At 72.2% G+C, this 19,113-nt stretch carries 17 protein-coding genes; 6 read left to right on the plus strand and 11 right to left on the minus strand.

From position 1 onward, the window contains the following. Positions 1 to 6 precede the first annotated feature (6 nt). A complete protein-coding gene (locus H5V45_RS00615; protein WP_185254383.1) occupies positions 7 to 1,689 on the minus strand; it encodes an alkaline phosphatase D family protein in 1,683 nt (560 codons plus the stop codon). A gap of 37 nt (positions 1,690 to 1,726) precedes the next feature. Then, a complete protein-coding gene (locus H5V45_RS00620) occupies positions 1,727 to 2,743 on the minus strand; it encodes a zinc-dependent alcohol dehydrogenase family protein (protein ID WP_185251151.1) in 1,017 nt (338 codons plus the stop codon). Positions 2,744 to 2,846: 103 nt separating this feature from the next. On the opposite strand from H5V45_RS00620, the gene H5V45_RS00625 reads away from it, so the two are divergent. After that, a complete protein-coding gene (locus H5V45_RS00625) occupies positions 2,847 to 4,373 on the plus strand; it encodes a helix-turn-helix domain-containing protein (protein ID WP_185251152.1) in 1,527 nt (508 codons plus the stop codon). A 254-nt stretch (positions 4,374 to 4,627) separates the two neighbouring features. On the opposite strand, the gene H5V45_RS00630 is transcribed toward H5V45_RS00625, so the two are convergent. Beyond that, positions 4,628 to 4,891 carry a zf-TFIIB domain-containing protein gene (locus H5V45_RS00630; protein ID WP_281385808.1) on the minus strand — a complete coding sequence of 88 codons (264 nt, stop codon included), beginning with the start codon at positions 4,889 to 4,891 and terminating at the stop codon, positions 4,628 to 4,630. 105 nt (positions 4,892 to 4,996) lie between these two features. Between H5V45_RS00630 and H5V45_RS00635 the strand changes: the two genes are divergently transcribed. The 3 genes from H5V45_RS00635 (at position 4,997) to H5V45_RS00645 (ending at position 7,769) form a co-directional block, all read left to right on the plus strand. Further along, a complete protein-coding gene (locus H5V45_RS00635) occupies positions 4,997 to 5,836 on the plus strand; it encodes a glycerophosphodiester phosphodiesterase family protein (RefSeq protein ID WP_343061352.1) in 840 nt (279 codons plus the stop codon). Next, positions 5,833 to 7,209, plus strand: a complete 1,377-nt coding sequence (locus tag H5V45_RS00640) for an MFS transporter (RefSeq protein ID WP_185251154.1) — start codon at positions 5,833 to 5,835, stop codon at positions 7,207 to 7,209. The genes H5V45_RS00635 and H5V45_RS00640 overlap by 4 nt, the downstream gene beginning before the upstream one ends. 173 nt (positions 7,210 to 7,382) lie before the next feature. Next, positions 7,383 to 7,769: an RNA polymerase-binding protein RbpA gene (locus tag H5V45_RS00645; RefSeq protein ID WP_185251155.1), complete on the plus strand. Its 387-nt coding sequence runs from the start codon at positions 7,383 to 7,385 to the stop codon at positions 7,767 to 7,769. Positions 7,770 to 7,775: 6 nt separating this feature from the next. Here H5V45_RS00645 and H5V45_RS00650 read toward each other — a convergent pair whose 3' ends face one another. From H5V45_RS00650 to kdd, 8 genes are all read right to left on the minus strand, one after another. Next, positions 7,776 to 8,255, minus strand: a complete 480-nt coding sequence (locus H5V45_RS00650) for an FxsA family protein (RefSeq protein ID WP_185251156.1) — start codon at positions 8,253 to 8,255, stop codon at positions 7,776 to 7,778. Beyond that, positions 8,252 to 9,028 carry a polyprenol monophosphomannose synthase gene (locus H5V45_RS00655; RefSeq protein WP_425491417.1) on the minus strand — a complete coding sequence of 259 codons (777 nt, stop codon included), beginning with the start codon at positions 9,026 to 9,028 and terminating at the stop codon, positions 8,252 to 8,254. Before H5V45_RS00655 ends, H5V45_RS00650 begins: the two co-directional genes overlap by 4 nt. A gap of 10 nt (positions 9,029 to 9,038) precedes the next feature. Continuing rightward, positions 9,039 to 10,589 carry an apolipoprotein N-acyltransferase gene (lnt, locus tag H5V45_RS00660; RefSeq protein WP_343061353.1) on the minus strand — a complete coding sequence of 517 codons (1,551 nt, stop codon included), beginning with the start codon at positions 10,587 to 10,589 and terminating at the stop codon, positions 9,039 to 9,041. 426 nt (positions 10,590 to 11,015) lie between these two features. Continuing rightward, on the minus strand, positions 11,016 to 11,402 hold the full coding sequence (gene kal, locus H5V45_RS00665) for a 3-aminobutyryl-CoA ammonia lyase (RefSeq protein ID WP_343061354.1): 387 nt from the start codon (positions 11,400 to 11,402) through the stop codon (positions 11,016 to 11,018). After that, the gene (gene kamE, locus H5V45_RS22500) at positions 11,399 to 12,169 is read right to left on the minus strand and encodes a lysine 5,6-aminomutase subunit beta (protein ID WP_343061355.1); all 771 of its coding nucleotides are present in this window, start codon (positions 12,167 to 12,169) and stop codon (positions 11,399 to 11,401) included. Before kamE ends, kal begins: the two co-directional genes overlap by 4 nt. Continuing rightward, positions 12,166 to 13,755 carry a lysine 5,6-aminomutase subunit alpha gene (gene kamD / locus H5V45_RS00675; protein WP_185251157.1) on the minus strand — a complete coding sequence of 530 codons (1,590 nt, stop codon included), beginning with the start codon at positions 13,753 to 13,755 and terminating at the stop codon, positions 12,166 to 12,168. The genes kamE and kamD overlap by 4 nt, the downstream gene beginning before the upstream one ends. Further along, positions 13,752 to 15,311 carry an amidohydrolase gene (locus tag H5V45_RS00680; RefSeq protein ID WP_185251158.1) on the minus strand — a complete coding sequence of 520 codons (1,560 nt, stop codon included), beginning with the start codon at positions 15,309 to 15,311 and terminating at the stop codon, positions 13,752 to 13,754. Before H5V45_RS00680 ends, kamD begins: the two co-directional genes overlap by 4 nt. Continuing rightward, complete coding sequence (gene kdd / locus H5V45_RS00685) at positions 15,308 to 16,381, minus strand: L-erythro-3,5-diaminohexanoate dehydrogenase (protein ID WP_185251159.1); 1,074 nt, start codon at positions 16,379 to 16,381, stop codon at positions 15,308 to 15,310. Before kdd ends, H5V45_RS00680 begins: the two co-directional genes overlap by 4 nt. 168 nt (positions 16,382 to 16,549) lie before the next feature. Here kdd and H5V45_RS00690 point away from each other — a divergent pair, with 168 nt between their 5' ends. Together H5V45_RS00690 and H5V45_RS00695 are read left to right on the plus strand one after the other, a co-directional pair. Next, complete coding sequence (locus H5V45_RS00690) at positions 16,550 to 18,004, plus strand: KamA family radical SAM protein (protein WP_185251160.1); 1,455 nt, start codon at positions 16,550 to 16,552, stop codon at positions 18,002 to 18,004. Between the two features lie 170 nt (positions 18,005 to 18,174). Beyond that, positions 18,175 to 18,993, plus strand: coding sequence for a collagen-like protein (locus tag H5V45_RS00695; protein WP_185251161.1), 819 nt, complete (start codon positions 18,175 to 18,177; stop codon positions 18,991 to 18,993). The last annotated feature ends 120 nt before the right edge of the window (positions 18,994 to 19,113 follow it).

Here is a 19,113-nt window from a genome sequence, read left to right on the forward strand (position 1 = left end):
CGACGCTCAGCCCAGTCCACTGACCGTCGCGACGCGACGCAGCAGCGGCAGGTCCTGACGGTCCACGATCTCGCCGGCGTTCCACCACATCGCGAGCCCGCTCGGCCGGAGCTCCAGGATCGCCAGGTTGTTGTCGTACCACGGCCCCTGGCTCAGCCGCCACGCCAGCGGCGAGCCCGCCACGTGCGCGGCCCGCGAGAGCATCCGGACCACCCGCCCCACGGGTCGCCGGGCCGCCGTCTGCGTCAGGGTCTCCATGAAGGCCGGCAGCGGGTTGCGGATCGGTGAGCACACCGCCTGCAGGATCGCGGTCGACACCCGGGCGCCGCCCTTCGCCGGCCACGCCTCGGCGACGTAGCTGTGGTGCACGTCGCCGGACAGGAACGTGATCGTCCGCGGCGGTCGGCCGCGCTCCCCCGACGCCACCTCGAGCACGATCCGCGCGACGTCCTGGAAGCCCTGCTGGAAGGCCGCCCAGTGCTCCATGTCGGTGGCCTGGCGCAGCTTCTCGCCGACCACCCCGACGGCCCGGCCCCAGGCGCCCTCGCTGACCGCCTCGTTGAAGGCCTCCGCGTGGTGCAGGCCCGGGGCCAGCAGGAACGGCAGCGAGGTGCCGATCAGCACGTGGTCGAAGTCGCCCTGCAGCTGGTCGTCGAACCACGCCATCTCGTCCTCGTCGAGGATCGAGCGGCTGTCGGGATCGAGCACCCGCGCCGCCCGGGAGTCGACGACGACGAGCCGCGCCTGCGTGTCGAAGTCGCGGGCGAAGCTCCAGCGGTAGGTCTCCGGGTGCTGGTCGGCCCGGTCGGCGAGGGCGTCCAGCTCGGCGGTGACGTCGAGCTCGTCCGGCCCCTCGTGGCCCACGATGCGCTGCCACAGCGGGTCGGCGGCGCGGTCGTCGGGTCCGAGGTTGCCGAGGTGCTGGTAGACCCAGTACGACGCCAGCCCGCCGACGATCCGGTCGTGCCACCAGCGGGTGGCCTCCATCTCCTGCTTCCAGGTCCAGCTGGTGTTCCAGTCGTCGCGGATGTCGTGGTCGTCGAAGATCATCGCGCTGGGCAGCGTCGAGAGCAGCCAGCGGTTGGCCGGGTCGCTCCAGGCGAGCGCGTAGAGGTGGGCGTACTCCTCGAAGTCCTTGAGCTCCTCGCCGGGCGGCTCGTCGAGCGAGCGGCGCGAGGAGATGAACTCCTGCATGGCCTCGCTGGTCTCGTCGGCGTAGACCTGGTCGCCCAGGAACAGCACCAGGTCCGGCCAGCGCTCGTCCTCGTCGAGCAGCTGTGGCGTCACGCCCGCCATGTGCAGGGCGTAGGACCGCAGCGCGTCGACGCCGAAGTCCGCATTGCCCCGCTCGTCGTGCGGCACGCTGACACGGCAGGACCCGAAGGCCATCCGCAGCGGCTTGCCCGGCTCCAGCGTGGCGATGACCGACGGTGGCAGGTCGCTGTCGCGGGGCGGCCAGACGGCCGTGCCGTCGATCTCCACGGCGTACGGCAGCCTGCTGCCCTGCGGCAGCCGGGTGAGCTCCACCAGTGCGTAGTGGTGGTCGTGCGCGGCGAAGGTCCGGGCCGCGGCCCGGTGGTCGCCGGCGGTGACGGTGACCGTGGCGGCCGCCGCGGTCTCGACCCAGACGGTCGCGGACGTGGCGTCGACAAAGCGGACGAGGGGTCCGAGGACGAGGGGCGTGCTCAGGGTGTCCTCCCGGGGTCGGGACCGAGGCGGGCCGCGGTCAGGGCTGGATCAGGACCTTGATGGCCTCGCGCTGGTCCATCCGACGATAGGCCTCGGCCACCTCGTCGAGCGGCAGCGTGGCGTCGAAGACCAGTCCGGGGTCGATGGTGCCGTCGAGCACGAGCTGCAGGAGCTCGGGGAGGTACTTCCGCACGGGCGCCATGCCTCCCGCCAGGCCGATGTTCTTCTGGAACATCCGGCGCACCGGGAGCTCGACGCCGTGGGGCACGCCCACGAAGCCGACCGTGGAGCCGGGCCGCGCGATCGCGAACGCCGTGTCGATGGCCTGGCCGGTGCCGACGCACTCGAGGACGGAGTCGGCCCCCACTCCCCCGGTGATCTCCATGATCGCGGCGGTGCCCTCGTCGCCGCGCTCGGCCACGACGTGCGTCGCGCCGAACTGGCGGGCGATGGCCTGGCGGGGCTCGTGCCGCGACATCGCGACGACCTTCTCGGCCCCCATGACGTGGGCGGCGAGCACGCCGCAGAGACCGACGGCGCCGTCGCCGACGACGACCGCGGTGCCGCCCTTGCGGACGCCCGCGGCCACCGCGGCGTGCCAGCCGGTGGCCATCACGTCGGACAGCGTGAGCAGCGACGGGATGAGCGAGGCGTCGGGCTGTCCGTCGGTCTTGACGAGGCTGCCCTCGGCCTGCGTGACCAGGGCGTACTCCGCCTGGCCGCTCACGGTGAAGCCGAGGTTCTCGCAGCCGGCGTGCGCACCGGCGGCGCAGTGCGGGCAGGTGTTGTCGCAGTGGTCGAACGGCACGATGACGAAGTCGCCCGGGCGGAAGGAGGTGACGGCCGAGCCGACCTCCTCGACCACGCCGACGCACTCGTGGCCGATCGTGTTGCCGGGGGTGATGTCGTTCTCGCCGCGGTAGCCCCACAGGTCGCTGCCGCAGACGCAGCCGGCGGTCACCTTGATGACGGCGTCGGTGGGGGCGGTGATGGTCGGGTCGGGGACCTCGCTGACCCGGATGTCACCGGGTGCGTGGATGGTGGTTGCGCGCATGCTGGCATCCTTGCACCCGCCTCCTCGCCGCCGGTCTGCACCACGGGCACGCCGAGGTCACGCGGGTTGTTGCGTTATCTCATATCTGAGATACCTTGATTTCATGACCGAGGGATACAAGGGCCGGATCGGGAACCTGATCCGCGACGCCCGCAAGCACCGTGGCCTCACGCAGCACCAGCTCGCCGACCTGCTGGCCACCAGCCAGAGCGCGATCAACCGGATCGAGAAGGGCCACCAGAACCTCTCGCTCGAGATGCTGGCCCGCATCGGCGCCGCACTCGACTCCGAGATCGTCGCGCTGGGCGCCGGCCCCACCCACCTGCGCGTCACCGGGCCGACCAGGCTCGCCGGCACCATCGACGTGAAGACGTCGAAGAACGCCGGGGTCGCGCTGCTCTGCGCCTCGCTGCTGAACCAGGGCCGGACGACCCTGCGCAAGGTCGCCCGCATCGAGGAGGTCAACCGGCTGCTCGAGGTGCTCGGCAGCATGGGCGTGCAGACCAAGTGGCTCAACGCCGACAACGACCTCGAGATCATCCCGCCGAAGCACCTTGACCTCGGCCGGATCGACGAGGCCGCGGCCCGGCGTACCCGCTCGGTGATCATGTTCCTCGGCCCCCTGCTGCACCGCCAGGACGCGTTCGACCTGCCGTACGCCGGCGGCTGCAACCTCGGTGAGCGCACCGTCGAGCCGCACATGGCCGCCCTGCGGCCCTTCGGCCTGGAAGTCAAGGCGACCGACGGGATGTACCACGCCAGCGTCGACCGCGCCGTCGAGCCGGTCCGCCCGATCGTGCTCACCGAGCGCGGCGACACCGTCACCGAGAACGCCGTGATGGCCGCCGCCCTGCACCCCGGCACCACGATCATCCGCAACGCGTCGTCGAACTACATGGTCCAGGACCTCTGCTTCTACCTGCAGAAGCTGGGCGTGACCGTCGAGGGCATCGGCTCCACCACGCTGACCGTCACCGGCCTCGAGACCATCGACGTCGACGTCGACTACGCCCCCAGCGAGGACCCGATCGAGGCGATGTCGCTGCTGGCCGCCGCGATCGTCACCGACTCCTCGATCACGATCCGCCGGGTGCCGATCGAGTTCCTCGAGATCGAGCTCGCGCTCCTCGAGGAGATGGGCTTCCAGTACGACCGCACCGAGGAGTACGCCGCCCTCAACGGCAACACCCGCCTCGTCGACATCACCACCAGGTCCTCGGTGCTGCGGGCGCCGCTGGACAAGATCCACCCGATGCCGTTCCCGGGCCTCAACATCGACAACCTGCCGTTCTTCGCCGTCATCGCGGCCGTCGCGGAGGGCCAGACCCTCCTGCACGACTGGGTCTACGAGAACCGCGCGATCTACCTCACCGACCTCAACAAGCTCGGTGGCCAGGTCAAGCTGCTCGACCCGCACCGCGTGATGATCGAGGGGCCCACGCACTGGACCGGCACCGAGATCGTCTGCCCGCCCGCCCTGCGCCCCGCCGTCGTGATCCTGCTGGCGATGCTCGCCTCCAAGGGCACGTCGGTGCTGCGCTCGACGTACGTCATCCACCGGGGCTACGAGGACCTCGCCGAGCGGCTGAACCTCCTCGGCGCCAACATCGAGCCCTTCCGCGACATCTGAGGTCCCCCGGCCCGAGCCTGCGAGGGCGGGGGGAGCCAGGTCGAGTAGCCGCGCGAGCGAGGAACGAGCTCGCGACCGGCGTATCGAGACCCGGTGACCGCAGCGGGTCGGATCGGCGAGGGTCTGGGTCTCGATACGGTCGCTGCGCGACCTACTCGACCAACGAGAGGGCGCGACCTACTCGACCGACGAGAGGGAGCGCGGGGTCTCGATACGGTCGCTGCGCGACCTACTCGACCAACGAGCGGCCCGCGTCAGCGGAAGAGGGTCTCGATCCAGGCGCGGGCGGGGGTCTTGCCGGCCGGCGGGGCCTCCATGTCGGCGGTGATGCGCGGCATGGGCGTGGTGTGCTGGCCCGCGTGGCGGTGCCAGTCGGTCTCGGCCTCGATGAGGGAGCCGAGGTCGGCACGGGAGAGGAACACGCCGTGCCCGTCGGGGCACTGGGCGACCTCCGCGTCGCCGCCGAGGGCACGCGCGGCCATCTCGGATCCGCAGCGGGGACAGGTCAAGGACTCCATCCCGCGACGGTACCGCTCTCCCCCGGTGACCGGGCGGTACGCGCGCCGGTCCGTGGCGGCGCGAAATGCGGGCTCGCGGACCGGGCGGCGGTGAATACTGCTCGGGTGACCCCGCCCCGCACCGGACGTGCCTACCTGGACGACGTCGGGTCGGTCGACGGAGGCGGCTCCACCGGGGTGCTGGCGTTCGCGCACCGCGGCGGTGCCTACCACCCCGGGCTCGAGGGTCTCGAGAACACGATGGCGGCCTTCCGGCACGCGGCGGGGCTCGGCTACGGCTACCTCGAGACCGACGTGCACGTCACCAGCGACGGCGTCCTGCTGGCCTTCCACGACCGGGTCCTGGACCGCGTCACCGACCGCCGCGGCGAGATCGGCTCCCTGACGCACGCCGAGGTCGAGGAGGCGCTGGTCGGGGGCCGCGAGCGGGTCCCGACGCTGGCCTCGCTCGTCGAGGCGTTCCCGACCGCGCGCTTCAACATCGACCTCAAGTCCGAGCGCGCGGTGGCCGCGCTGGCCGCCTTCGTCGAGGAGTACGCCGTCCACGACCGCGTCCTCGTCGGGTCGTTCTCCCCGCGGCGGCTCAACGCCTTCCGCCGGCTCACCGCGGGGCGGGTGGCGACGTCCGCCCACCCGGGCGAGATCGCGGCCTTCCGGCTGCTGCCGAGCGGCCGGCTGGCCGACCGCGTGACCCGGGGCCGGGTCGCCGCCCTGCAGGTGCCGCACCGGCGCCACGGGTTCACGATCACGACGCCCGGGCTGGTCCGCCGCGCGCACGCGGCCGGCAAGCACGTGCACGTCTGGACGATCGACGACCCGGCCGAGATGCGGCTGCTGCTCGACCGCGGCGTCGACGGCCTGATGACCGACCGCACCGACCTGCTCAGGGCCGTGCTCACCGAGCGTGGCCAGTGGATCCAGCACGACGGAGGGACCAGCCGATGACGTCACCCGGAGGCATCGCCGACCTGGGGCCGCTCAACCGGGCGCGCGAGCAGAAGGCGTGGTACTGGTACGACTGGGCCAACTCGGCGTTCTTCACGACCACGCTGACGGTGCTGTTCGCGCCGTACATGATCGAGGTCGCGGGCAAGGCCGCCGGCTGCGCGGACCCCGACGAGACCTGCGCGCGGACCGTCAGCCTGCTGGGGCTGCACCTGGCCGCGGGCTCGCTGCCGTTCTACCTGACCAGCTTCGCGACGATCCTCAGCGCGTTCGTGCTGCCGGTCGTGGGCGCGATGGTCGACCGGTCGCCCCACAAGAAGCGGCACATGGCCGGCTTCGCCTGGTCCGGCGCCGCGGTGGCCTCGCTGATGTTCTTCATGCAGGGCGAGAGCTGGCAGATCGGGGCCGTCTCCGTCGTCGTCAGCAGCATCCTGGCGGGCTGCTCGCTGGTCAGCTACTCCGCGATCCTGGTCGACATCTCCACCGAGGACGAGCGCGACCGCGTCTCGTCGAAGGGCTGGGCGTTCGGCTACCTCGGCGGAGGCACCCTGCTGCTGGTGAACCTCGGCATCGTCCTCGGCCACGACGCGATCGGCCTGGACAAGGGCATGGCGGTGCGGATCTCGCTGCTGTCGGCCGCCGTGTGGTGGGCGGCGTTCACGATCATCCCGTTCGTGCGGCTGCGCGACCACGCCCCGGTCAACGTCGTCCCGGAGTCGGGATCGCTCTTCCAGCGCAGCTTCGGCCAGCTGTTCACGACGCTGCGCGAGCTGCGCGGCTACCCCATGACGCTGACCTTCCTGCTGGCCTACCTCTTCTACAACGACGGCATCCAGACCGTGATCTACGCCGCCTCGACCTACGGCTCCAAGCAGCTCGACTTCGGCCAGTCGGTGCTCATCGCGACGATCCTGCTGATCCAGTTCGTGGCGTTCGGCGGGGCGCTGTACTTCGGCCGGCTCGCCGAGCGGTACGGCGCCTACCGCTCGATCGTCTGGGGCACCTACGCCTGGATGGTCATCGTGGTGGTGGCGATGTTCCTGCCCGCCCGCAACATCGCGCTGTTCCTCCTCGTGGGCGTCGCCATCGGCATCGTGCTGGGCGGCACCCAGGCGCTCTCGCGCTCGTTCTTCAGCCTGCTGATCCCCCGCGGCCGCGAAGGCGAGTACTTCGCGCTCTACAACGCCGCCGAGCGGGGCACCTCGTGGTTCGGGACGCTCCTGTTCGGCGTGGTCTTCCAGCTCACGGGCTCCTACCGCCCGGCGATCTTCGCGCTGATCGTGTTCTTCGTCATCGGCGCCGTGCTCCTCGCGCGGCTGGACCCGGAGCGGGGCATCCGGGAGGCCGGCAACGCCGTCCCGCGCGCGGTGTGACCCCGGCCGGAGCCTGCGGCCGGGCGTGAATTCCCGGAATCTTCGGGACCCCACTACCGTTGAACAGATTGAGACCCCACTCGCGTGGGTAAGAACCCCCCGACGTCACGACTCGGGGAGTGCACCGTCTCAGGTCATGTCAAACGGGGGAAAGAACACCTAGGAGGTGGCTCATGGCAGAGCGCACACTTCGTGGAGCGCGACTCGGGGGCCAGAGCTTCGAGGACGAGCGCGGCATCGAGTTCGCTGCACGTCAGCAGGTCGGCTACCGCTGCAAGCAGGACCACGAGTTCGAGATCACGATGTCCGTCGAGGCCGACATCCCGGCGGTCTGGGAGTGCCCTCGCTGCGGCGAGGAAGCCCTCAGCACGCAGGGCATCGAGAAGGAGGTCAAGGCCGAGAAGCCCGTCCGCACGCACTGGGACATGCTGCTCGAGCGCCGCTCCGAGAAGGAGCTCGAGGACATCCTCAAGGAGCGCCTCGAGCTGCTCCGCGGCGGCGAGATCGGCCCGGCCCACCTGCACCGCGCGAACGCCAAGAAGCGCAAGGCGTCCGCCTGACGAGTCCTACTCGTCCACGACCTCGCCCCGGACCACGGATCCCTCGGATCCAGGTCCGGGGCGATTCGCGTTCCCGGGCACGTGCCCGGTCGACACGCGTGAGGACAGCAGCCGCCGGGCGACCAGCTGGGTCAGCAGCCGGCGCGCGACCGGGCGGGTGACCGGCAGGATCAGCAGGATGCCGAACACGTCCGTGACGAACCCCGGGCTGAGCATCAGCGTGCCGCCCACCAGGATCAGCGCGCCGTCGGCGAGCTCGCGGGCCGGCATCCGGCCGGTGTCCAGCGCCGTGCGGAGCGCCTGCCAGGCCCGGCCGCCCTCGCGCTTGATCAGCCAGCTGCCGAGGATGCTGTCGAGGATCAGCAGCAGGATCGTCCACCAGGGGCCGATCACCTGCCCGACCTGGATCAGCACGTAGATCTCCGCGAGCGGCACGACCACGAACAGCGCGAACAGCACCCAGGTGACGGTGCGGCGGCGGCTCATCGCCGACCCCGTCCCGACCCGAGGGCGGCGCGCACCCGGCGGCTGCGCTCACGCAGGCCCCACTCGGTGATCCGCTTGAGCGACTCCGTGGCGACCGCGCCGCTCATCTTGGAGTCGCCGCGCACCCGCTCGACGAACTCGATCGGGACCTCGCGCACGGTCAGCCCCGCGTTCAGGGTCCGGGCGACCAGGTCGGTCTGGAAGACGTAACCGGTGGACCGGACCGTGGCGAGGTCGATCTTCTCCAGCGTCGTGCGCCGGAAGAGGCGGAACCCGGCCGTGGCGTCGCGGACCCGGACCCCGAGGAGCAGCCGGACGTAGAGGTTGCCGCCGCGCGAGAGCAGCTCGCGCCGCCGCGGCCAGTTCACGACCGATCCCCCGGGCACCCAGCGCGACCCGATGACCAGGTCGGCGTCGGCCAGCGCGGCGTACAGCCGGTCCAGCTGCTCGGGCTGGTGGGAGCCGTCGGCGTCCATCTCCCCGATCACGTCGTAGCCCGCGTCGAGGGCGTGCGCGAAGCCGTGGAGGTACGCCGCCCCGAGGCCGCCCTTCGCGGTGCGGTGCAGCACCGACACGTGCGGGTCCGCGGCGGCGAGCTCGTCGGCGATCCGACCGGTGCCGTCGGGCGAGTCGTCGTCCACCACGAGGACGTCGAAGTCGGGCTGCGCGCGCCGCAGCCGCTCCACGATCCAGGCGAGGTTCAGGGCTTCGTCGTAGGTGGGGACCACCATCACGACGCGACCCAGACCCTCGAGGGGAGCGTCCTTGCTCACGGTGCCGCCTTCAGTCGTCCGGGGTGGCGGGGGCCGACCGGCCTCGAGCTCGTGGGGCGCGTGCGGTCACCTGCCGGTGGTGCCTCCGACGATACGGGACGAGGACCAGCAGCAGCCCCACCAGTGTCAGGCCGACGCAGGCCCGGCCGGTCCAGGGCCCCAGGCGCACCGCCGGCGTGATCGAGGAGTCCAGACCCACCCGCTCGACCAGCACGTCCTGGGTGCGGATCCCGGCCCGGTCCAGCACGGAGCCGTCCGGGGCGATGATCCCCGAGACGCCGTTGGTGGCCGCCACGACGACGTACCTCCCCGTCTCGATGGCGCGCAGCCGGCTCATGGCGAACTGCTGGTCGATCTGGTCGGTCTGGATGAACGTCGCGTTGCTGGTCTGCACGGTCACCAGCTGGGCGCCGCGGGCCACCTGGGCGTACAGCCCGTCGTCGTACCCGACGTCGAAGCAGATGGCGTCGGCGACCGGGACCCCGGCGATGTCGAGCGGGGCGGTGCGGGTGCCGCTGAGCATGTCGCGCGGGATGATCGCGAGCCGCCCGAGGTTCTTGCCGTCGAAGAAGCGGCGGAAGGGGATGTACTCGCCGTAGGGCACCGGGTGCCACTTGGTGTAGCGGTCCGCCGCGCCGGTGCCGGGGTTCCACACGATCCCCTGGTTGAGCACGAACCGCTCCCCCGCGTCGACGATGGCGCCGACCAGGATCGGCACCCCGATCGCGGCGGAGGCGGCCCGGATCCCGGCCAGGGTCTGGTCGTCCGCGAACGGGTCGACCGCGGTGGAGTTCTCGGGCCAGACGACGAAATCGGGCTTCGGCACCGTCCCGGCCCGCACGTCGTCGGCGAGGTCGATCGTCGCCTGGACGTGGTTCTGCGTGACCTGCCGGAAGTCGTAGAGGATGTCGTTGCCGAGCGGTCCGGGCACGTCGCCCTGCACCGCCGCAACGGTGACGTGCGCCTCCGGCGTGGAGGTGTACGGCGCCAGCGTGGGCGCCACGGCCATCCCGACGACCGCCGCCAGGCTCACCGCGGCCACCGCGCGCTGCCGGCCGCGCGCGACGACCAGCCACGCCAGGAGCGTCGCCGCGAGCGCGAGCAGCAGGCTGACCCCGGTGGAGCCGACGTACGCGAGCCCGTCGGCGACCGGGGTGTCGACGACCGCGAACGACAGCCGTCCCCAGGGCATCCCGCTGAACGGCCAGGTGCTGCGGATCGCCTCCATCGCGACCCACGCGGCGGCGATCGACAGCGGCCAGCGGCGCAGCCGGCCCAGGAGCGCGGCCACGGAGCCCAGCAGCCCGTAGAACAGCGCCTCGACGCTGGAGAGGCCGATCCAGGCGTCGGTGCCCACGGCCCGCATCCACCAGATCAGCACGAAGTAGAAGCCGATGCCGAAGACCAGGCCCGGGACGAAGCCCTTGGGACCGCTCAGGCCGCGGGTGCTGAGCACGAAGCCGGCGACCGCGAACGGCACCAGGACGGGGAGCGCCACGGGCTCGAAGGCCAGCGCGAGGGCCACGCCGGAGGCCAGGGCCAGGAGCATCCGGAGCAGCACGGGGCAACCGTAGCGAAGGGGGCGGCGTCGCCTGCCTCCCGGAGCGTGCGTGCAGAGCTCCGGAAGGGACCCCCACCCTTCGGTCCAACCCGAGAACGACCGGCTGCCGTGGTCGAATTGTTGTCTAGGGGACGTGGGTCCCTTCCGTGTCTGCTCTCGCGGAACGGACCGACCTCCGTGAACCGGCTCTGACGGGTGATTGGCACCCCACCCTCGACCCGGCCACTCGGACGTCGGTCCGCCGGCACGATCTGCATGAGCGGACGCGCAAGATTGGATCGAGACAACCCCGGCTGTCAACCACCTCGTGACCTGCACAAACAGGCGTTGGTGCAGGTCAGCGCGGCCCGGTGCGGCCCGAAGATTTCGGCAAAATCTCACCTCGGACCGGCGTGTCGGCCCGGTCCCGTCGTCCCGGGTGTGCGATCAGCCCGGGACGACCACGGTGCCGGTCGCCGAGGTGGCCAGGATCGGCTCCTCCAGGAGCGTGGCGGCGCCGGGGGCGGCGTCCGTGGCCGCGCCCCGCGCGACCACGTGGACCGCGAAGTCCATCACCCGCGAGCGGGTGCCGACGCGGATCAGCTCGCAGGTGATCTCGAGGACGTCGCCGGCGCGGACCGGCGCGCGGAACTGCACGTCGGCGTACGACGCGAAGAGGCCCTCGTCGCCGTCGGTGACGATGCACATCTCGGTCGCGACGTCGCCGAAGAGCCCCAGGCTGTAGGCGCCGTCGACGAGGTTCCCGGCGTAGTGCGCGTGCGAGTAGGGGACGTAGCGGCGGTGGACCACGCGGGTCCCGACGGTGGCGGTCACGATGCCTTCCTCTCCTGGGTGCGGGTGCTCATCCGGTGGACGATGAACGAGGCGACCTCTCCGGGGGTGGTGCCCCGGCCGAAGATCCGGTCGACGCCTAGCTCGTCGGCCATCGCCTCGTCGAAGCGCGGGCCGCCGACGACCAGCAGCGGTCGCTTGTCCGACGGGTAGGACTCGCGGAAGGCCGCCGACATCTCGCGGGTGTTGAGCAGGTGCGCGTCGCGCTGGGTGACGACCTGGGAGACGAGGACCGCGTCGGCCTTCTCGGCGCGGGCCCGCTCGACGAGCTGAGGCACGGAGACCTGGGCGCCGAGGTTCACGACCTTGACCTCGCGGTAGTACTCCAGGCCCTTCTCCCCCGCGAACCCCTTGATGTTGAGGATCGCGTCGATGCCGACGGTGTGGGCGTCGGTGCCGATGCAGGCGCCGACCACCACCAGCCGCCGGCGCAGCGAGCGCTTGATCGCGGCGTTCGCCTCCTTGGGCGTGAGCAGCGGGTAGTCGCGCTCGACGACCACGACCTTGCTCGGGTCGACGAGGTGGTTCACGCGGCCGTAGACCACGAAGAACGTGAAGTCCGGTCCCATCGGCTTCGCGTGCACGACCAGCGCCGGGTCCATGCCCATCTTGTTGGCCAGCTGCGCGGCGGCGCCCTCGGCGACCTTGGAGTGCGGCATCGGGAGCGTGAAGCTCAGCTGGACCATGCCGTCGCCGGTGGTGTCGCCGTACGGCCGGATGATCGGGCCGCCGGTGGTCGTCTCGGTCACTTGCCCTCCAGGAGCTCGGTCGCGGGGTTGTAGTACGCGCTCGACTTCTTCGCGACGCCGTCGAGGCCGCGACCGGCGTCGGCGGGCCGCTTCATCAGGCCGAAGGTGCCGTCCGCGATGGCGTCGAGCAGGCCGTTGTCGTGCTCGAGGATCCGGGTCATCAGGTCGATCGACTCCCCCAGCACCTGGCGGGCGCGGGTCGCGATCACGCCGTCCGGCGCCGGGTGGAAGTCCTCGTGCAGGCGCCCGGCCGACTCCAGGACGTAGCGGACGTTCTGCAGCGCCAGGTCGCGGTCGGAGATCCAGGGGGTGACGACCGCCTCGGTCATCATGCCGACGAGCAGGATGCCCTGGCCGGTCAGCGCGCCCGCGAGGTTGAAGAACCCGTCCAGGAGGTAGCCGCGGAAGACGTCGCCGGTCATGTGGCGGGTCGGCGGCATCCACTTCAGCGGCGCCTTCGGGAAGAGCTCGCGCGCCAGCAGCGCGTGCGCCAGCTCGAGGCGGAACGAGTCCGGGACCTCGGGGTCGATCTCGAAGGCGTGGCCCAGGCCGAGCTGCCAGTCCTCGAGGCCGGCCTCCTTGGCGAAGTACTCGTTGAGGAGCTGGCTGGTCGTGACGGTGTGCGCGGCCTCGATCGCGTCGGCCGTGGTGAGGTAGTTGTCCTCGCCGGTGTTGATGATGATCCCGGCTCGGGCGTGCACCTGGCGGCTGAAGCGCTGGTCGACGAAGGTGCGGATCGGGTTGATGTCGCGGAAGAGGATGCCGTACATCGAGTCGTTGAGCATCATGTCGAGACGCTCCATGCCGGCCAGCGCCGCGATCTCCGGCATGCAGAGCCCGGAGGCGTAGTTCGTCAGCCGGACGTAGCGGCCCAGCTCCTTGCTGGACTCGTCGAGGGCCGCCCGCATCAGCCGGAAGTTCTCCTGCGTGGCGTAGGTCCCGGCGAAGCCCTCGCGGGTGGCGCCCTCGGGGACGTAGTCGAGCAGGCTCTGCCCGGTCGAGCGGATCACCGCGATCACGTCGGCGCCCTCGCGGGCGGCCTGCTGGGCCTGCGGGATGTCCTCGTAGATGTCGCCGGTGGCGACGATCAGGTAGATCCACGGCTGGCGGGGCGCGTCACCGTGCCGCTTGATCATCCGCTCGCGCTCGACCCGGCGGGTGTCCATCAGCTTGATGCCGCGCCCGACCTGCCGGCGCGAGGCGGCCCGGGCCCGGTCGGCGTCCTTGCCCTCGGGCAGCCGGAAGCGGACCGACCCGGCGCTGGCCTTCTGGGCGAGCGTGGTCAGGTCCTCGGCCTCGCCGCGGAGCAGGGCGTCCCAGACGGGCAGGGCCACGCCGTGCTCGAGCCCGCCCTGATCGGCGAGGTCGGCGCGGACGACGTCCGAGAGCCGGTTCACCCACGGGGTGCCCTCGGCGTCGGCGCCGCCGAGCCCGCCCAGGCGCAGCGTCGCGCGCTCGACGGCCACGGTGGTGTGCTTCTTCGCCGTGGTGACGATGGGGCGCCCGACCCGGCGCGCGAGCGCGCGGGCCTGGCGGACCGTCGTCGGGTCCAGGCTGAGCTTGCTCGGACGGGGCTTGCCGGTCACGGGTGGGTCTCCTCGGAGTCGTGGATCGTGCGGCCGCTCGCGAGCAGCCGGCGCAGGACGGGCAGGTCGCCGCCCGGGGTGAGGTCGGGCAGGCCGTCGGCGGCGAGGCCGCCGGGGACGTCCCACACGGCGAGGTCGGCGCGCTGGCCGACCCGGAGCAGGCCGCCCTCGTCGTCGCGGGCGGCGTACGTGCCGCCGCGGGTGTGCGCGTGGAACGCCTGGGCCGGGCTGAGCCCCTGCCCGGGCGCCTGGTGGTGGACGGCGGCCCGGATCGCGGCCCAGGGGCCGAGCGGGGTCACCGGGGAGTCGGAGCCGAAGGAGAGGCGGACGCCGCCGGCCGCGAGGTCGGCGAACGGGTTGGTGTCGCGCCAGCGCTCACCGAGGCGGGCGGCGTACATGCCGTCGGGGCCGCTCCAGAGCGCGTCGAACATCGGCTGCACGCTCGCCACGACGCCCAGGCGGGCCATCGTCGCGACCATGTGCGGCGCGGGCATCTCGACGTGCTCGAGGCGGTGCCGGGCGGCGCGGATCCGCTCGGCGCCGAGGACGGCCTCGGCCGCGCAGAGCCCCTCGTCGATGGCCGTCAGCGCGGCGTCGCCGATGCAGTGGAAGCCCGCCTGCAGGCCGGCCTCGGTGCACGCGACCACGTGGTCGCGCACCTGGTCGGCGGTGACGTAGGCGTGGCCGCAGGTCTGGTCGCGGTCGGTGTACGGCGTGCTGAGCGCGGCGGTCCGGGAGCCGAAGGCGCCGTCGGCGACCAGGTCCCCCGCGAGGCCGGCCACCCCGAGCCGGGCCGCGGTGTCCACGGCCAGCAGCTCGCCCCAGTAGGCGGTCGCCCGCAGACCCACCTCGGCGGCAACCCGGCGCACCACCTCGATCTCGGTCTCGGGGCCGATGTGGGGGGCGGCGTTCTCGTGGAAGCCGACGATGCCCTGCGCGGCCATCGCCCGGCAGGCGGCCCGCGCGGCCGCGAGGCGGTCGTCGGGGCCGATCAGGCCCTCCAGCACGTTGCGGACCGCGTGGTGGGCGTCGCGCTCGACGCGGCCGTCGGTCGTCCAGCCGTCCAGCTGGTCGAGGCCGGGGACCAGCGCGGCCAGCACCGGCGAGATCACCGAGGAGTGCCCGTCCACGCGGGTGAGGTAGCTGCGCCGGCCGGGCGCGGCCCGCTCGAGCTCGTCCCCGGTCGGCACCCGGCCCTCGGGCCAGCCGGTCTCGTCCCAGCCCTGGCCGACGAGGACGCCGGCCTCGGGGGTGACGGCCGCGTGCGCGGCGAGCGCGTCGAGGGTGTGGCGCAGGCTCGGCGAGCCGGTGAGGTCCAGCCCGGTCAGCGCGAAGCCGGTGCGCACGGTGTGCACGTGGGTGTCCACGAACGCCGCCGTCACCAGGGCGCCCCCGAGGTCGAGCTCGGCTCCCCCGGCGTGGGCGGCCGCGGCGTCGTCGTCGCCGACGAACGCGATCCGCCCGTCGCGCACCGCCACCGCCGTGCTGCCGGGCCCCCCGTCGTACACGCGGGCGTTGCGGAGCAGCAGGCTCTCCCCCGCGGAGCCTGCCGTCATCGCGCGGCCTCGTGCGCGAGCCGCGCCTCGAAGAGCGAGCGGACGCCGGCGTCGGAGCGCAGCAGGTCGAAGGCGTAGGCCGCGTGGCCCGGCACGTAGCCGTTGCCGACCAGCATCGTGACGTCGGCGGCGAGCCCCTCGGCGCCGAGCGCGGCGGCGGAGAACGACGTCGCCATCGAGAAGAAGATGACCGACCCGCCCTCGGCGGTGGCCAGGATCGCGCCGCCCTCGCAGCCGGGGACGTCCACGCACACGACGGTGACGTCCGCCGGACCACCGGCGCCGGTCACGGCGTCGCGCAGGCCGATCGGGTTGCGGGCGTCGGCGACCACGACCTCGTCGGCGAGTCCGGATGCGCGCAGCAGCTCGGCCTCCGCGTCGTGCGGCACGACCCCGATGGTGCGGGCGGCACCGGCCCGCCGGGCGGCCGCGAGGCTCAGCGAGCCGGACTTGCCGCCGCCCCCGATCACGGCCACCGTCGGGGCGGTGCCGCGGGCGGCGTACCCCTCGACGACGCGGGCGGTCAGGGCCGGTGCGCCGCACACGTCCATCACCGACAGGGAGAGGTCGTGGGGCAGGTCGTCGGGGATGACGGCGGCGATCGAGCGCCCGAAGAGCACGGCGTAGCCGTCGCACGGCACCTGCTCGCCCGTCGCGTCCCAGCGCGCCAGGCCGTCCTCGATGACCAGCGGGGTCAGCGTGAGGGAGACCAGCGTCGCGACCCGGTCGCCGACGGCGAGCCCGAGGGGGGACCGCTCCCCCACCTCCTCGACGGTGCCGATGAGCATCCCGCCCGACCCGGTGACCGGGTTCTGCATCTTGCCGCGCGTCGCGACGATGTCGAGGACCTCGGCCCGGATCGCGTCCCGGTCGGTGACGGCGTACTGCGTGTGCGCCCGCTCGAGCTGGCGGAAGGAGGCCGCGTCGAGGTTGAGCTTCTCGACCCGGATGCGGACCTCGTCGGGCCACACCTCGCGGCGGGTGTCGAGGCGCTGGGCGGCCTGGGGCAGGACGACCGTGTCGTCGAGGACGCGGTGCAGACCGGTCGGATCGCTGTCGAGGGCCACCATGGCGGAGGTTCCTCCGTAAATTCAGGGCTGGGACGGGAGATCGTACGGCGCGCCATTGGACTAGCCGGACATTCTCCTCGTACTCTGGCAGAGGTGGCCCAGCCCACACAACTGAACGCGCCGCCGTGCGACGTCCCCACACCCTTCGCCGCAGACCCGGGAGTCCCCATGAGTATCGAGACCGCCATCGGCCTGGAGACCGGCCAGCCCTACCCCTACCAGCGCACCGAGCTCGTGGAGCCCGACTGGACCCGCTTCCCGGGCTGGAAGGACGTCACGGCCGCTGACTGGGCCTCGGTCCAGTGGCAGCGCGCGCACTGCGTCAAGAACGTCAAGCAGCTGCGCGAGCTGCTCGGCGACCTCGTCGACGACCGCTTCTACGCCGACCTCGAGCGCGACCAGGCCGAGCGGGCCACGATGTCGATGCTGGTGCCGCCGCAGATGATGAACACCATGGTGCCGCTGTCGGTCCCGGCCGGCCCCGGCTCGCTCACCGACGCGTTCTACGCCGACCCGATCCGGCACTACATGATCCCGGTGTTCAGCGACCGGCGCACCGACTGGTCCTCGCACCCGCACGCGACGCGCGACTCGCTGCACGAGCACGACATGTGGGTGGCCGAGGGCCTCACCCACCGCTACCCCACCAAGGTGCTGGCCGAGCTGCTGCCGACCTGCCCGCAGTACTGCGGCCACTGCACCCGGATGGACCTGGTCGGGAACTCGACCCCGGTCATCGAGAAGCTGAAGTTCGTCGCCAAGCCCCACGACCGCCTCGGCGACATGATGGACTACCTGCGCCGCACCCCCTCGGTGCGCGACGTGGTCGTCTCCGGCGGCGACGTCGCGAACATGCCCTGGCCGCGGCTCGAGGACTTCCTCACGAAGCTCCTCGAGATCGAGAACATCCGCGACATCCGGCTCGCCACGAAGGCCCTGATCGGGCTCCCCCAGCACTGGCTGCAGCCGGACGTCGTGGCGGGGATGACGCGGGTGGCCGGCCTGGCCCGCTCGCGCGGGGTCTCGATCGCGATGCACACCCACGCCAACCACGCGAACTCCGTCACCCCGCTGGTCGCCGAGGCGGCCGGTGCGATGCTCGACGCCGGCCTGCGCGACGTGCGCAACCAGGGCGTCCTGCTCAACGGGGTGAACGCCGACCCGCACGCGCTCCTGGACCTCTGCTTCGGGCTGCTCGACGGCGCCCGGATCATGCCCTACTACTTCTACATGTGCGACATGATCCCGTTCTCGGAGCACTGGCGGGTCTCGGTCGCCGACGCCCAGCGGCTGCAGCACCACATCATGGGCTACCTCCCCGGCTTCGCGACGCCGCGCATCGTCTGCGACGTCCCGTTCGTCGGCAAGCGCTGGGTGCACCAGCTCGCGGACTACGACACCGAGCGCGGGATCTCCTACTGGACCAAGAACTACCGCACCTCGATCGAGCAGACCTCCGAGGACGCGCTCTCGCGGACCTACGAGTACTACGACCCGATCCACACCCTGCCCGAGGCCGGCCAGGCCTGGTGGGCCGAGCACGGCAACCTCGACGAGTCGGCGCTGAAGGCGGCCGAGGTGGCCGAGGCGTCGCGCCGGATGGCGGCCCTGCAGGCGTACTGACACCGGTCCGGACGAGCCATCCCGCAGCTGGTCACCCCGGTGCCCGGGCTGGTCAGGTCGGGCCAGACCAGACCACCTGAGCGTGCCATGGACCCCGGTCCGGACGCCGGATGACGATCGAGCCACTGCCCGGCGCTCGACCGGGCGCCTCTACGTCCGGGAGCTCTGTCATGCGTCGTGTCTCTGCGGTGGTCGCCGTCTCGGTGGCCGCCTTCCTGCTCGCCACCAACCCCGTCGTCGCCGACGCCGCCAAGATGATCACCGGCGCCTCGATCAAGGACGGCACCGTCACCACGAAGGACATCAAGAACGGCTCGCTGCTCAAGGCGGACTTCAAGTCCGGGCAGCTGCCCGCGGGCGCCCAGGGACCGGCCGGGCCCACCGGTCCGGCAGGCCCGACCGGGGCCACCGGCGCGGCGGGCGCCGACGGTGCCACCGGTCCGGCCGGCCCGACCGGGGCCACGGGCGCGGACGGTCCCGCGGGCCCGCAGGGTGCGCAGGGGCCGCAGGGTGCCCAGGGACCGGAGGGAGCCCAGGGGCCGCAGGGACCCGCCGGACCGATCGGGCCGATCGTGCGCTTCTCGGCCAGCGTCGCGACGGTGCCGGCCAACACGTCGGGCACCGTGTGGGGCTTCGTCGGTGGCACCAGGCAGATCACCCTCACCAGCAGCTCGCGCCTCTCCGGCGTCGTCTCGGCGACGCTGGCAGGCGCCTCCGCCACGACGGCGGACCTGGGCCTCTGCACCCAGCAGGCCGCCGGCCCCATCCTCGAGTTCGGTAACGACTACCACGAGAACCTGGGCCTCGGCACGACCAACAGCCTCATCACGATGTCGAGTGTGTCCACGAGCTCCTACCCGGCCGGGACCTACACCGTCGGGATGTGCATCCGCCAGCACGCGGCGAACATCACCGGGAACTGGACCTCGGGCTTCGTGCAGGCGCTGCCCACGAACGCGGTGAGCCGCGCGGTCGCCGAGAAGCGCTGAGGGACCGCCCGGTCCGACCGGCACCCGCCAGGGACGCCGGCGACCCCATGGCCTGATCGGGCCAGGAGGCCATGACCTGATGAGGTCATGGCCTCCTGACCGGACGGAGGTGACGATCGA

The organism is Nocardioides luti, from assembly GCF_014212315.1.
In the GTDB taxonomy this organism is placed as follows: Bacteria; Actinomycetota; Actinomycetes; order Propionibacteriales; family Nocardioidaceae; genus Nocardioides; species Nocardioides luti.

Bases quoted from the DNA above. Each gene is read 5' to 3' on its own strand.
- H5V45_RS00620 (WP_185251151.1), bottom strand. From the start codon at position 2,743: ATGCGCGCAACCACCATCCACGCACCCGGTGACATCCGGGTCAGCGAG.
- H5V45_RS00625 (WP_185251152.1), top strand. From the start codon at position 2,847: ATGACCGAGGGATACAAGGGCCGGATCGGGAACCTGATCCGCGACGCC.
- H5V45_RS00630 (WP_281385808.1), bottom strand. From the start codon at position 4,891: ATGGAGTCCTTGACCTGTCCCCGCTGCGGATCCGAGATGGCCGCGCGT.
- H5V45_RS00640 (WP_185251154.1), top strand. From the start codon at position 5,833: ATGACGTCACCCGGAGGCATCGCCGACCTGGGGCCGCTCAACCGGGCG.
- H5V45_RS00645 (WP_185251155.1), top strand. From the start codon at position 7,383: ATGGCAGAGCGCACACTTCGTGGAGCGCGACTCGGGGGCCAGAGCTTC.
- H5V45_RS00650 (WP_185251156.1), bottom strand. From the start codon at position 8,255: ATGAGCCGCCGCCGCACCGTCACCTGGGTGCTGTTCGCGCTGTTCGTG.
- H5V45_RS00680 (WP_185251158.1), bottom strand. From the start codon at position 15,311: ATGACGGCAGGCTCCGCGGGGGAGAGCCTGCTGCTCCGCAACGCCCGC.
- kdd (WP_185251159.1), bottom strand. From the start codon at position 16,381: ATGGTGGCCCTCGACAGCGATCCGACCGGTCTGCACCGCGTCCTCGAC.
- H5V45_RS00690 (WP_185251160.1), top strand. From the start codon at position 16,550: ATGAGTATCGAGACCGCCATCGGCCTGGAGACCGGCCAGCCCTACCCC.
- H5V45_RS00695 (WP_185251161.1), top strand. From the start codon at position 18,175: ATGCGTCGTGTCTCTGCGGTGGTCGCCGTCTCGGTGGCCGCCTTCCTG.